Origin of the sequence: Paenibacillus sp. FSL H7-0326 (assembly GCF_001955535.1) — a bacterium.
Lineage (GTDB): Bacteria > Bacillota > Bacilli > Paenibacillales > Paenibacillaceae > Paenibacillus > Paenibacillus shunpengii.
In genome coordinates, this window is sequence record NZ_MPVN01000001.1 from 108,764 (window position 1) to 122,392 (window position 13,629).

A 13,629-nucleotide genomic window follows, 5' to 3' on the forward strand; every position below is an offset into this window, starting at 1 on the left:
CTTTCATAATCCCATTGGCTGAATGCATGTCCCTTAATCGACATATCCAAAACCGAGTATAGTGAACAGTCTATCCTCATGCCCCTCCATCATTTCAATTTCAATCGTATGCTCTTTCGCCTGATTCTCATCGAACAGGAGCATGGCATGGCAATGTGTCCAGTTCACTTGGTGTGGATCAGCTTTTTTGACGTATTTGCCATCCACCTTGATATTAGCAGTTCCGAATTGCTCGCTGCCGGAGTCTTTGAAGATCAGAATAAGTCGTTTGCATCGCAGACACAGCTTAAAGCAGCTTTGGCTCATTGTCTTGTAGGGAACGTGCATCCAGTTATTCGGGAAAAGTGGCGTTCTGTATTCATGATCATCCATCTCGCTCATCTGCAGATCCGTATCGATGTGCCGAAACCTGCCTGTGTCGATTCGGGCGAGTTGATTCCCGTTCTTTCGATCTAACAGTTTTACATTGACATAATCGTTCCCGATAAGTGGTGTCTTTCTGAGGTCCGGCTCTTCTTGATCCGGTTCGGATAGATCCGTCACTTGGAACAGATAAGCCAGTGCATCGGCCATGATCCGATGTCCCGCATTGGTAGGATGGTAGATATCATGAAAATATTGCTGTTTAGATATGATGTTGCCCTCCGTCTTTGTCTTTCCGAATTGCTCTACAAGAGCATCTTTCATGCTCACCATAGGCAGATTATAATACCAGCCTATCGGAGCAAGTCGGTCCTGAAGGTTCCAATCATTCTGAAAAACACTGAACATCAGAATTACCGCAGGGTGATGACCATTAGCAAGCGCTTTCAAAATCAAGCTTTCGTAACAGTTACCCCGAGTCTCATCGTCCGCATCGTTTACGGCAAATTCAATGATCACGATATCCGGCTGAATCGTACCATCTCGGAGCACATCCCGCTCATAACGTACGACACCAAGTTCTGAAGGCGTTCCACCAACACCCGCTTTAACTAGCTGAATTGAATTTCCATCTGAAGGAGCGAACATCAGCTTAAATCGTTCATAAGAGCGATAGGCATAACTTTGGAGATGAATGGGTGAAGCACCAGCTCCTTGAGTAATGGATCCACCGATGTAAGCAATAACGACAGGAACGCCTTGTCTGGCCTTTTCGATGGCTCGTTTTAATCTGACATTGTTACCCTTGTTCAGCAGAGATCGGGCAATCAGTTCCAGATATGCCGGAGAATCGTAATCAATGTCCGTCTTGAAAGAGGATTCATCCACTCCCACAGGATCGCGCGGTGCAGTTAACTCTAGGTTTTCATCTACATCTCCTGTATTGCCAAGCATGTTACATCACCACCATCCTTTCAGCTAGAGTTTACACTCCAAGTACAACACATCGAAGGAAAACCTGTACTTAACGGCAGTCTTATGGCTCCTTCTCTCCGAGTGTATCGCCTACATCCTTTATCAACAACCTGACAGAATATAGGACTTGTTCAAATTTATCATCTCAATTCAAATAAGAAAATATTGGAAATAAAACATCTGTGATTTTTTATGTAAACGCTTTAATTTATACACTTTAAGCATGATATAATTTCATAAACAATCTTTACAAAAAGGAGATCAACAATGAATACGTTAAGTCAGGGCGCTTACAATACAGGTGCATACACCAACTTATTTCAAAAACTAGGTTATGACGAACATGAGATTATCGCTAAACTGGAGAAGACATGGAACGATTTGTTCTATGGAGATGAGAACACAAGAATCTATTATCCGATGGATGAGGACAAGGGTTACATGCTTGACACTGGCAATCATGATGTTCGTTCTGAGGGAATGTCCTATGGTATGATGATGGCTGTACAGATGGACAAGAAAGAAGAATTCGATCGACTCTGGAATTATTCCCACACGTTTATGCAGCATACTGAGGGTCGCTACAAGGATTATTTTGCGTGGCATTGCAAGCCTGACGGAACCCGTCTGTCACAAGGTCCTGCACCTGACGGTGAGGAGTTTTTTGCTATGGCCCTGATATTTGCCTCGAACCGCTGGGGTGATGGCGCCGCACCGTATGATTACAAGGTACAAGCCCGAAAAATCCTTAAAGCATGCGTACATCAAGGTGAAGATGGCGAAGGCGATCCAATGTGGGATCCTCATAACCGGCTGATCAAGTTTGTACCGGAATCGTCATTCTCTGATCCCTCCTATCATCTTCCTCACTTTTATGAACTGTTTGCTATTTATGCGAATGAAGGAGATCGAGCCTTCTGGAAAGAAGCAGCAGCGGCAAGCCGAGCTTACCTGCATACAGCCTGTCATCCGGTAACTGGACTTTCTCCTGAATATGCGAACTATGACGGTTCTCCGGCTCCGATTCAACCACACGGTGATTTTAGACATTTCTATAGTGATGCATATCGGGTTGCAGCGAATATTGCTTTGGACTGGGAATGGTTTCGCAAGGATCCCTGGCAGATTGAACAATCCAATCGGATTCAGTCCTTCTTCAGTGACATTGATGTTTCTGATTACCGTAGATACACGATTGAGGGTGAGCCCTTCGACGAACCATCCTTGCATCCAATAGGTCTGCTTGCTACCAATGCCATGGCATCACTGGCTGCGGACGGCCCCCATGCTGACCAGTTTGTCCGCCAATTTTGGAACACGCCTCTCCGTCAAGGCGAGCGTCGCTATTATGACAATTGTCTATATTTCTTTAGTCTGCTGGCATTAAGCGGCAGATATCGTATCTACTAATAACCAGCTTAACGTTCTACTCCTACTCAAGCGAAAGAGGACTTCACTGAACGTCGATTCAGAGAAGTCCTTTTATGCGTCAAACGGGAACAAACTGTCCGATTAAAATAAAGTATTAGACTGGACCTAAGAAGATGCAACAGCGACAGCCAAGGATGAAAAAATAAGTCCTAGATTGTTGTTGTTTCTTTAAAACTAACGTTTCGGTTCATGCTTCGCCAAGGGGCTGTCGTTTGGTGTGGGTTGATGGCGAGCGAACCCGCGCGCGGGCTCGGCGTCAGTCTTCGATTGCCTGGTAGACCGTTGTCCAGAAGTCGTGCATAACCCGTGACGAATCCCCAGTGGACATCCCAACCTGGGTAAGCAGAATTCCGATAAGCTGTTTGTCCGGGTCAGCGTAGGTGGAGGTGCCGGCTCCGCCGTCCCAGCCGAACTGGCCGATAGATGCGTAGTCACCACGATAAGTACGCACCGCCATCCCGAAGCCCCAACCGCCGTGCTGCCCGGTGCCGTACGCCAAATGGACGATATTACGGGCCCAAGCTTCTCGGGCGGCTAGTTGCTCGGAAGTTAGGCGATTGGTGGTCATCAGTTCGACGGCGGACCGGGACAGGATCCGCTCAGTCCCGTGCATTCCGTGATTCAGCAGCATCCGGAAGTAGGCGTGATAGTCGTCGACGGTTGAGTCCAGTCCGCCACCGCCTGACTGAAATGCTGGAGGTTGGCTGTGCCGTCCGCTAACGGCCTCATCCCACACGTGTAATTCCCCGGTCTGTGGGTCGGGGGCGTAGAGAGGCGGCAGCCGATCGATCTTGTCGGCGGGCACGTGGAAACCAGTGTCCTTCATTCCCAGCGGTTCAAAGATGCGTTCTCGCAGGAACGCCTCGAACGACTTGCCACTGACCCTGGAGACGAGCACACCAAGCACGTCGTCGCTGATGTTGTATAACCACCGCTCTCCGGGCTGGTACATCAGCGGGAGAGTGCCTAGGCGGCGCATCCACTCATCCGGATTTGGTGCCGCCAGTTCTGCCTGAGCGTAGAGCCCTTGCTCAAAAATCTTTTGCATCATCGGTGAGCCCGGCGCTGTCGTGTCCAGTCCGAGCCCGAACGTAGAGGTCAACAGGTCCCGCACGGTAATCGGCCGCCTCGCCGGCACGGTATCGTCCAGCGGGCCGTCTGCCTGTCTCAGTACCTGCCTGTCAGCGAGTTCGGGCAGCCACTCCTGTACCGGGTCATCCAGCCGGAGCCTGCACTCATCCAGCAGGACCATCGCCGCTGAGACCGCGACCGGCTTGGATGTCGAGGCCATCCGAAAGATCGTGTCCCGGCGCATCGGGGCGCCACCGTCATGGCGCATCGTTCCGAGTGTTTCGACGTGCGTCTCACCGTACCGGCTGACCAGGGCGACGAGCCCAGGAATCTTCCCGGAATCGACATGCCGTGCCAGGACGTCGCGCACTCTGCGCAGCCCTGTATCGGAGAAGCCTCTGTTGCTTTGACCCATCATCTTTTGCATTAGTTTCCCTCTCTTTACTTTTTATTTTTTGTAACACTATGAATTTTCTTTTATTATTCAAGCTTTGAATTGATAGATTCTTCCTCGTTTTGCATAGGCCATTGGTGCCAAGCAGGGCAAAAATATCACCTCCCTTTTTACTTTTTATTATCCGTAGCCTTTTTCATGGTCTTGCTACCTTCTTGGTGGTCTAACAGTTCTTGAAAGATGTCATCGTAAGTTTTTGAATCTTTGATTAGATCGTCGCAGAAAGCCGCTACGTCACTGCCCGTCACTTCGAGCACGCCTTTCCCCAAGGCCGCGCCATCTTCAAAAAGATCGACAATCCCCGAGAGCAAACCCGTCCCGTCGGTTAGCTCAACAGGGCCGACCTTAAAGAAATATTTTTGAATCTCTTTATAAACAATCTGATAATCTTGTGGGAGCGCTTTAACACGCGCCACGTGTTCTCTCCACTCTTTTTTGCCTTCGATCACGTGCGCTCGCCACTCTTTTTTGCCTTCAATGATATCTCGTATTCTCATTTTATCCTCCTATTTACCTAATTTTTTGGCGATATTATTGTTGAGTTGCTCGCGCCACTTGTCCCGAAAGGACTTTGCCCCTTCTTCGCCGGCCAGCGCTGAACAGAAGCCTTTGATATCGTCACCCAAAACCTCTTGGACACTCTGACCGTCCGCCGCCGTTTCTTCGAACAGGCCAAGCACACCGTCGAGTATTGGCATGAGGTTACGACCAGTGAAATCTGAGTGCGACCAAAGATTGGCATCAATTTCTTCCCATGCCGCTTGATAATCAGCCGGCAGCTTTTTGGCTCGCGATTCGAAAGCTTTCATTTCTTTCGTCATATCGCTGCCGGTGATTTTTTCCCAAAAATTCATTGTATTTTCTCCTTTAACTCGTTTATTTTTGATGATACGAACTCCCATTTTTCCCAGAACCTCTGCAGCTCCTCACGCCCCGCGTCGTTGAGCGCGAAAAACTTTCGCGGCGGCCCCATGTCAGAGGGCTTTTTGGTTACTTCTACCAAATTGTTTTTTTCAAGCCGGATCAGGATGGTGTATACCGTTCCCTCCACAACATCCGTGAAGCCGAGGGCATTCAACTGCCGCGTGATTTCGTAACCGTAGGTTTCGTTGTGGCTAATAATTTCAAGGACGCAGCCCTCAAGCACGCCTTTAAGCATTTCCGTTAAGTTTTCCAGCATAATCGCCCCTTACTATTCTGTGTCACTAGTATGCAGTATTACTTACTACAGCTATAAAGTAACACGTAGTAGTTGGTTTGTCAATATCGTTTGCTCTGACGCGGATTATATAATTTCAACCTAAGTTCCCTGGGCTTATCCTGAAGATATTTAGTTAGTTGTTTATCCAATTCTCGAAGCTTGTTGCGTTAATCTGTCCGTTCAGCTAGATGTGGAATGTTCAATGCCATTGTGTTGGGTAACAGCTCTGCCAAGGTCGTAGAGGCTTCGCAGCAGTAGTTTTTGCACCAATAGTTATTAGAGTTTGCCTAAGTTCATCCTGAGTTACCTTGCAGAAATGCTCATATTCGTAAGCATAAAATTATCCAGCTTATGATCACCTATTCGAATCATATGCACCAGATTAACCAAGTCTTCTTAAGAGCTCCGCAATGGGCCCAATGTAGCATGTCAGGTTTTGATTCGGTGCTGTACCCATAATAAACTGAGAGTTCGAGAATCCGCCTTAATAACTTTAAAAGGCTTCTGTTAAGTTCTTTCGACATGGAAATAAATCCCTCCTTCCTGCTAAGTTCTTTGTTTATCTACGCAAAAAAACCTGTCATTTCGACAGGTTGAATAATCTTCTAAATACCGTACCAGTTACCACAAAATATAGAAGTCTTTTTAAGCTCCACATTAGACTAAGAGGTTAAAAATGCAGTGATGTCCCGACGGGCTTAGGGGGCTGGATGTGTCTCTCGCTTCTCAGAGTGACCCGGCAGCCATTGCATTTAAGGAGTTCTCAAAATAGCAATATACTTCATCTGCAATTCCCAGAAACTTTTCAACAAGTACATCACTATCCAAGTAACAAGCATACAGATACTCAACTAAAGCGGAGTCAATCTCGCAATAGTTTATTATGGCATTCTTCATCTTCATAATGTCATCTTGCCATACACCTGTATCTACTAAAACCAAAGAGTATAATGCACGAATTAATCTCTTCGAATACCCTTTAATATATCTAGTTTTCATCGTGTGATCACTAGCAGTAGAAAGTGAACGACGTACACGATCTACTTCTTCCTTGGTCTCTGTATTTAAGTCTAAAATGAACTCTGGAGAAATAATGATCGGTGGTACTTTTTCACCAACGTCATGACCATATAGGCAAACACAAATAATCTTAACCCAAAAACCCCACTCATTTGGTTTACTTAATACATCGTCAATTGAGCAAATGATCGTATCAATCTTAGTTACTACTGGATATTCTTCCAAAAGCCTGTCTTTAATATTTGACAATCTTTCGTAATCAATATCTGTGGGATTTACACATACAATAGTAAAGTCTGCATCTGACTTAAAAGGTTTAGCAGTTCCTTTTGGAATCGAGCCACACATATAAATGCTATGAATCTTACCTTTAAATTCGGTAAGTATATGATCTATATACTTATCAACAAAATCCTTATATTCACTTTGTATTACAATTCTATTTATAACTTTTTCTAATATCATATAGACTCCTCCCAAAATAAAAAACGCCCCAAAGCAAAATGCTCTGGGACGATATTAATCGCGGTACCACCCAGGTTGCTGTATTTTCACACAGCCACCTTAATTGACTATAACGGGTCAAACCGATGGGTATTAGCCATACTCTGGAACTGGCATTTTCAATCAGTACTCTAAGGTTTTCTCAGTCATGAAACCCTTTCCTGTGAAGAGTTTAATGATTTACTTTTGTTCCATCTTTGATTTACCGATATTGGTTAAATATTACTCTTTCCCGTCACCTTAGTCAACAACTTGCTCAAGAAAACTGCCAGTTAGTTCAATAAAAAGGACGCTCCCGCGACTTCGCTTGGGCTACGCCCTTTCCATTTCCAATTATTTATTAAAGAATGTACAAGGGTAGCATGTAGTGCTTAAACAGGGGACTTATTTTAGCCTAAGCACTAAGAAAATGCTTTATTTTTTCAGTCTAAAACTATATTCTCACTTAACACAAACTTCCATTGTTGATTCAGTGCCCCCGTATAATCGTTTTGCTGCAGCTTAGCACCGTCGGCAGTAGAAGAGTTCATCACCTCAACTGCCTTGTTGCTGTTTACGTTGATAATGCTCCAGTATCCATTCCCTAAATCATTGATTTTGAAATGCTGGGCGGTCGTGTTCAAATTGCTCATCAGCTGTACAGCTTCGCCGTTCGTTAGTGTCCCGTTGCGAATGTCGATGACCTTATCCGGTGAGTTTACACTAGTCAGCATATAATTCCCCCCAGAAATTGAGTTCAGCACCCACTTCTGAGGATTGCCACCCAGATCGCTCCATTGCTGCAGCTGAAGATTGTTCACATTCTGCCCACCTGGAACATCAATGACTTTGCCAGAATGTCTTGCCACAATTTTGTAGGTCATACCTGCTATCAGGCCAGTTGTCGGTCCACTGCCCGGATAGGTTTGAGCGCGTTCATGGTACCAATTGAACAGGAAACGCCCCATTGCACTTCGAGAAGCATCTCCATCCCATTTTAGTCCTGCCGTAGGATCGGCAAAGGAGCTTCGTTGTCCCGGCTCCAGAATGAACCCATTCATATGAGCAGCAATGCTCACGTTGCCCGCTGCATTAAAGATTGTTTTGGTATTTGTTCCAAAACCTTCATTGCTGCCATTAAACAAGTTCCAGTAAGCCGAATCTCCAGGCTTGTTCTTGAACCAGGTCACTTCAGTTACGTTAATTGGATAGTTGTCTGCGGCTGCTTTTACATTGGTGTTCCACTGATCTTGTAAGATTGAGAAATTGTCATAAGCTCCGTAACCTGGATACCAGTGAACCGCATACCCATAATTGTTCAGCGGATCCGTCAAAGGATGACTTGCAGTTAGACTATAAAATTGGTTATAACCCAGTCCTGCTGCCCAGATTACATTGTCCGCACCCTGGCTGCGAATCGTGGAGATGATCGAATTCTGGAAATTGCGTAAATCGTTCCAATGGTCAACAAAATCATTCTCCCCATTGTATCCACCCCAATGACCGTTGGCATACGACTTCACCGGTTCATTGATCAGCTCAAAATGAACATTATCTGCACTTTTTATTTCCGGACGGGAGGCGAGATAACCCCATATTTGATTGAATTTTTGTAGATTTGAAGCCGTCGTTGCTTGCTCGTCCTTCAATGTAAAATCGAGTCCCAAAACGACATATACCCCTTTTGTCTTCGCATACTGAATGTACGGGATGATAACGTTTTGTGTGACCGTCTGCACTCCGGCAAAATTATATGTCCCAGCGGCCACGTCCCCCATGTCTTGGCGGTCGATGAATAATCTCACTTGGTTCATGTTCCATCCATGATTGCTTCCGTATTTCGGACTTGTATCTGTAAACGTATCGGTAATATCTTTTAGATAAGCAAGCGTGGCCTTATGCCGATCATTACCGTGGAGATTGAGATAATAATTACTGTCCTGGTATGTCCAGTATGCACCAGATGGCTGGTGCCAGCCATTTAGAAGTACCGGCTGATTGTTGCTGTTGACCAGATGTTTACCGCTTACATGAAGCTTCCCCATTGGCATACCCACCCAAGCCTCGGCGCGGCCGCCTCCCCATGGAGCAATGGTAATCAGCAAAGCTAGAATAAGCAGAAGCTTACAAGATGTCATCATCTTCTTCACTTGAATCCCTCCTGATCTATCAGATGGTTTGCGATATAATGTTTGGTTCTAACCGACGATTCCCGAACGTTCCACACTCTCCACGAAATAGCGCTGTACGAATAGATAAATTACAATCAAAGGCAGGATAGCGAGTAGAATCCCTGTATCCTGAATCATGCTTAGGTAAAAAGGATCTGCCTTGGAGGCACCATCCCCGACCTGCTGAGCAAGGTTGTATGGAAGAGACGACAATTGCGTCGACATGACCTTGCTGGAGGTCAGATACGTGGTTGTATAGAAACTGTCATTCCACTGCCACACGAAGGAAAACAGCATGACGGTCACCATGGATGGAATGGCATTAGGCAGCATGATTCTAAAAAAGGTTCGACCAATACCTGCTCCGTCTACGTAAGCGGCCTCTTCCACTTCCTTAGGGATCCCTCTAAAGAACTGACGGAAGATAAAAATATACAAGCCTGCCTTAAGCGAATTGGCTGTCACTGCCGTAAGTATGAATGGCCAATACGTGTTGAGCAAATTTACGGGTTTGCCAGTCATAATAGTCATCAGACCCAACAGGTCAAAACTTTTCAAATTAAGGTATACCGGAATAAGAATGGTCGTAGGCGGGACCAGTATCGTCAGGATTACTCCTGCGAACAGCCAGCTGCTGCCCTTGAATTTCAAACGTGCAAATCCGTATCCTGCAAGTGCGCAGGATGCCGTCGTTAACAATGTCGTTGTGGCAGAGAGTGTAAAAGTGTTGAACAGCGTTTCCCAGTAGTCCATGACTTGAATCGCCTGTTTAAAATTCTCAATGGAGAAGTTCTGAGGAATCCACACAACTACCGCAGAATAAAGATCAACCTTATCCTTAATGGAAGTCGAAATTTTCTGGAATATCGGGAAGAGGATAACAAAGGAAAGTCCGGTAATTAGAACAAAGCGGATCATGACCCACAGCCAGCCCTTCCAGTGCTCCAGCGATAATAATCGTGATGTCTTCACGCGGGACATCCTCCTTTTTAATCTTGATAGAACACACGTTTCGAAAAAATAACCGTTACGATTATTAAAATGATGGCGATAGCCAGGAAGTAGACCCATGCCATGGCAGAGCTTAAGCCAAAGTCGAACTTAACGAAGCCGGTCTCCCGAATCAGTTCCGTCATGGCATTATTGGCAAATGAATCGATAATGGTATAGATTGCATTGACGAAGATCAACGGGCTGACCATTGGAAAAGTAATTTTCCAGAACGCTTCGTAGCCGGTTGCGCCTTCGATCTTCGATGCCTCATACAATTGAGGCGAGATGGTTTGAATGCCTGCCAGAAAGATCAGAATCTGTACGCCGGATTGACTGACAATCTGATAGATTCTATCTACCGCGCTGCTTAAGTACGTGACGATCCATTCACTTACACCTGCATCAAGCATCAATTTCTCCAGTTCCAACGTGCCGAGCAAGCTTCCGCCCGTGCTGTTCTGATTAACTGCTTCAATTAAACTGGTGCTCTCCAGTGACATAATAACGCCTGATGCCAGAATAACCGGCAGGAAAAAGATAGATCGTGCCAAGGCCCTGCCCCTGAATTTCTGATTCAGGATGACGGCAAGGAACAGGCTGAATATGATGATAAGAGGCACGTTGACAAGTACGTCTGTTACCGACTCAATCAATGCACGGTTGAAGCTGGTATTAACGGTGAGCGCTTGAATATAATTGACGACACCGGTGAATTGAATCGCTATGCCTTCCGCATTAGCCTGAATCGTACTCATGCTGTAACGCAACGAAGCCATTAGAGGAATGAAGAAGAACAATACAAATCCAATAAACCAAGGCAGTACGTAGATTACGCCCCACAGGGCTTTCTGCTGAGCATACGTGCGATTTCCCCATTTCCATTTCAGAAGTGTCTTCAGAGCTGCTCACCACCAGTCACGTAACTAAGAGCTTTTACGGTATAGTTCTCCACATCCACGGGGAAGTCATTGTAATTGACGATAGCAAACCCTCCGCCTTCATACGTTGTCCGAAATACGCCTTCCGCGAGGGATTCATGTGACTTCATTGAACGCCCGGCAAACGGAAGGTTCGCCTGATTGACCTCGTTGTAAATTTGGGCAGCTAGGTCGATCCACTGCTCATAATTTGACGCATAGAGGTGATCGTAATCGGTCTCTTTCACAACATGATTCGGGGCGTTGAACCAGGCAAAGTAAGGACTCGCTCCATATTCAATCAGCTTCAGGACATATTGTCTTGCGTTCGTATAGGTGGAGAGATTGTATGGAGTGCCGGTATAGCTGATGCTCCCATGCAGAACGAGCTGATAGAACGGAATCTCTTCATCTTCCAGCTTAAAGCGGCTGCTTGTCATAGGAGCATCTGTCAGGTCTGTTACATAAGGCAGCGCGTAGCCGTTTCCGCCATCCGCAACAACGGAGCCCGCCTGCTGTTTAATCTGTTCGAGTGCCTTGGTTACGACACTAAGCGATTGCGTTCGATCGAGCAGCTTCTTCGGATTCATGTCACTGTTCAACTGTTCTGCCAGATCCCTAAGAGAAAGTCCATCCATCGGAAGAGGAGCTGTATCCTTCAGCATCTCTTCCGTCAATTCGTCTAGTAAATTGGGAGAAAGCACATAGGATGGAGATCGATCCAAGTTACGCCGCTGTCTTGCCGGGTCCATAGGGTAGATGACCGCTGGTTCCTGTGTTAACGTTCGTGAAGCTTCTTTAGATGGTCTAAAACCTTTTTTGGATTGTACACTCAACATAGCAACATCCGGGTAAAAGCCGATCCCCGACTCTCGTGTAAAGGAGCTGAATTCGCGCATTCCCTTTTTCCCGCCAATAGCACGATCCACGTTAATGGAGTCCGGCATCCGATGATAAAGACCGTCATTAAACCAACCGGCATAGCGAACTTGAATGTTGGACACCTTCTTTTCTTTCAGCGCGGAGAGTATATTTTGAGCTTCGTCAAAAGTAGTTAATGCCTCCGTAGAATCATAAGGAATGCCTAATATATGTTGGCGAGTGGACATGCCGCCAAGCAGTTTAAGATAAAACGGAAGGCTGTTCTGCTCTCTACTGGTCTTGGACTCGGGCAGACCGCCCGTTTGCAGCAGATAATCTCGATAGAGAGAGGCCAAGCCCGAGTAAGATGCCTTCTCTGCGCCGACAAAAGCATACCGAACGACGAAGTCGGATGCGGTCGGTTTGGCCTGGAATTTCGGAAGCGTTCGTACCATGTCACTTGCCTGAAGCGTTACATCGCTCTTGTTCACCACATAGAAGCTCGGATATACATTGTTGTAGCTGTTTAGCTTGCCGCTAATATCAGCATTGACAACCGCAACAGCATCTCCTTCCTCAATTATCCCCAGAAAAGCTCCTTCTTCCCGAATCAGTCCAAAGACGGGCAATCTGGCTTTAGCTTCATTTGAGCTGACTTCGCGAACCTTCATTGTCATATCCGGGCCGTAAATATCTTGCTGATACGCAGGATACTGGACTTTGCCATTATTAAAATGAATCAATGCCCCAGAACCATCTGGTACAAATATGGAGCCTTCTTCATTTGAACCACCGGCTCCGAAATAATCCAAAACAGAGATCGTGTTAATCGGATATTCTTCTGGAAAATGAATTCCGGAGGAGGGTATACGTACAAGCAGATCCTCACCGTCCAGTTCATATTCCATGGTGAGCATGAACAGTCGCGGCCCGCTCTGCTCAAGCTCAATCCCATGCTCGGTATGGTCCTGTTCCAGATCTTCTTCCGTATAGCCGGCTGTCTCAAAGGCTTTTAAAGCTCTGGAAAGCTGAAGTCCTTGCAGCGCCTTATCATTTCGAGTGTAGATTCCTTCTTCCTTGTCTTCTGTATAACCGATTTTTAATGCACGCTGCCCAGCGCTGTCGAGCTGGGAGAGCAGCTTCTGCTCAAATCGTTCTTTGCTGATCTTCACTGGCAAATCTTCAATGGAGCGTTCAGTGCTTCCGAATTGATAATGAACCTGAACTCCGTTATCAATCGCTTCATAACTTACCTGCTTGTGTCCAACACTATCCGTGTAAGAGTTTACGGAACTGCTCTGACCCAGACTGTTAAAGAAGCTGAGTCTTGTTTGCGATGAGAGAAGATCTTTGTTAATCCCGGTTGCGATTCCGTCCTTGTCACGATCAGCTGGGTTGCTTCGCCATATTTGACCGCTCTGTTTGTGAAGAACTGCAATCTCAGCAGTCTCTTCGTGAATGAACAGCTGAAGCGAATTATTCTGGGCGATTCCAAGCATGCCTGAAAGACGAGCATCGCTGAAAGACGATATCAGTTTTTCTCCGGGAGGCAGGGAGGGAACCTCAGCTTGGTCAACAGTAGTCGCAGTCTCACGGACCTGCGAAGCTGGCGAGATTTGACAACCACTGAGAAGCAGACTGCCAATGAGCAGCATTCCGCTGATTCTTTTGGCTACGGCATATTTCATT

Annotated in this window: 11 protein-coding genes; 1 reads left to right on the plus strand and 10 read right to left on the minus strand. The window is 46.2% G+C overall.

Annotation, left to right across the window (positions count from 1 at the left end; genetic code table 11):
• Window positions 1–33: 33 nt before the first annotated feature.
• Complete coding sequence (locus tag BK126_RS00520) at window positions 34–1,317, minus strand: SGNH/GDSL hydrolase family protein (RefSeq protein ID WP_076310804.1); 1,284 nt, start codon at window positions 1,315–1,317, stop codon at window positions 34–36.
• Window positions 1,318–1,605: 288 nt separating this feature from the next.
• Here BK126_RS00520 and BK126_RS00525 point away from each other — a divergent pair, with 288 nt between their 5' ends.
• On the plus strand, window positions 1,606–2,748 hold the full coding sequence (locus BK126_RS00525; protein ID WP_076310805.1) for a family 8 glycosyl hydrolase: 1,143 nt from the start codon (window positions 1,606–1,608) through the stop codon (window positions 2,746–2,748).
• A gap of 277 nt (window positions 2,749–3,025) precedes the next feature.
• Here the strand turns inward: BK126_RS00525 and BK126_RS00530 are convergent, their stop codons facing one another.
• The 9 genes from BK126_RS00530 to BK126_RS00570 all read right to left on the minus strand — a co-directional run bounded on the left by BK126_RS00530 (window position 3,026) and on the right by BK126_RS00570 (window position 13,628).
• Window positions 3,026–4,255 carry a serine hydrolase domain-containing protein gene (locus tag BK126_RS00530; RefSeq protein ID WP_076312472.1) on the minus strand — a complete coding sequence of 410 codons (1,230 nt, stop codon included), beginning with the start codon at window positions 4,253–4,255 and terminating at the stop codon, window positions 3,026–3,028.
• Window positions 4,256–4,404: 149 nt separating this feature from the next.
• Window positions 4,405–4,791 carry a DUF1048 domain-containing protein gene (locus tag BK126_RS00535; RefSeq protein ID WP_076310806.1) on the minus strand — a complete coding sequence of 129 codons (387 nt, stop codon included), beginning with the start codon at window positions 4,789–4,791 and terminating at the stop codon, window positions 4,405–4,407.
• 9 nt (window positions 4,792–4,800) lie between these two features.
• On the minus strand, window positions 4,801–5,148 hold the full coding sequence (locus tag BK126_RS00540; protein WP_076310807.1) for a DUF1048 domain-containing protein: 348 nt from the start codon (window positions 5,146–5,148) through the stop codon (window positions 4,801–4,803).
• Window positions 5,145–5,474: a PadR family transcriptional regulator gene (locus tag BK126_RS00545; protein ID WP_076310808.1), complete on the minus strand. Its 330-nt coding sequence runs from the start codon at window positions 5,472–5,474 to the stop codon at window positions 5,145–5,147. The genes BK126_RS00540 and BK126_RS00545 overlap by 4 nt, the downstream gene beginning before the upstream one ends.
• A gap of 747 nt (window positions 5,475–6,221) precedes the next feature.
• The gene (locus BK126_RS00550) at window positions 6,222–6,980 is read right to left on the minus strand and encodes a nucleotidyltransferase domain-containing protein (protein ID WP_076310809.1); all 759 of its coding nucleotides are present in this window, start codon (window positions 6,978–6,980) and stop codon (window positions 6,222–6,224) included.
• 461 nt (window positions 6,981–7,441) lie between these two features.
• Window positions 7,442–9,139, minus strand: coding sequence for an RICIN domain-containing protein (locus BK126_RS00555; protein WP_256702776.1), 1,698 nt, complete (start codon window positions 9,137–9,139; stop codon window positions 7,442–7,444).
• A gap of 57 nt (window positions 9,140–9,196) precedes the next feature.
• Complete coding sequence (locus tag BK126_RS00560; RefSeq protein ID WP_076310811.1) at window positions 9,197–10,141, minus strand: carbohydrate ABC transporter permease; 945 nt, start codon at window positions 10,139–10,141, stop codon at window positions 9,197–9,199.
• A 17-nt stretch (window positions 10,142–10,158) separates the two neighbouring features.
• Window positions 10,159–11,061 (minus strand): carbohydrate ABC transporter permease, encoded by a 903-nt coding sequence (locus tag BK126_RS00565; RefSeq protein WP_076310812.1) that lies wholly within the window; start codon window positions 11,059–11,061, stop codon window positions 10,159–10,161.
• Window positions 11,058–13,628, minus strand: a complete 2,571-nt coding sequence (locus tag BK126_RS00570; protein ID WP_076310813.1) for a DUF5696 domain-containing protein — start codon at window positions 13,626–13,628, stop codon at window positions 11,058–11,060. The genes BK126_RS00565 and BK126_RS00570 overlap by 4 nt, the downstream gene beginning before the upstream one ends.
• Window position 13,629 lies beyond the last annotated feature (1 nt).

Excerpts from the sequence above, each read along its gene's own strand:
- BK126_RS00520 (WP_076310804.1), bottom strand. The coding sequence starts at position 1,317 with ATGCTTGGCAATACAGGAGATGTAGATGAAAACCTAGAGTTAACTGCA.
- BK126_RS00525 (WP_076310805.1), top strand. The coding sequence starts at position 1,606 with ATGAATACGTTAAGTCAGGGCGCTTACAATACAGGTGCATACACCAAC.
- BK126_RS00530 (WP_076312472.1), bottom strand. The coding sequence starts at position 4,255 with ATGGGTCAAAGCAACAGAGGCTTCTCCGATACAGGGCTGCGCAGAGTG.
- BK126_RS00535 (WP_076310806.1), bottom strand. The coding sequence starts at position 4,791 with ATGAGAATACGAGATATCATTGAAGGCAAAAAAGAGTGGCGAGCGCAC.
- BK126_RS00540 (WP_076310807.1), bottom strand. The coding sequence starts at position 5,148 with ATGAATTTTTGGGAAAAAATCACCGGCAGCGATATGACGAAAGAAATG.
- BK126_RS00545 (WP_076310808.1), bottom strand. The coding sequence starts at position 5,474 with ATGCTGGAAAACTTAACGGAAATGCTTAAAGGCGTGCTTGAGGGCTGC.
- BK126_RS00550 (WP_076310809.1), bottom strand. The coding sequence starts at position 6,980 with ATGATATTAGAAAAAGTTATAAATAGAATTGTAATACAAAGTGAATAT.
- BK126_RS00555 (WP_256702776.1), bottom strand. The coding sequence starts at position 9,139 with ATGATGACATCTTGTAAGCTTCTGCTTATTCTAGCTTTGCTGATTACC.
- BK126_RS00570 (WP_076310813.1), bottom strand. The coding sequence starts at position 13,628 with ATGAAATATGCCGTAGCCAAAAGAATCAGCGGAATGCTGCTCATTGGC.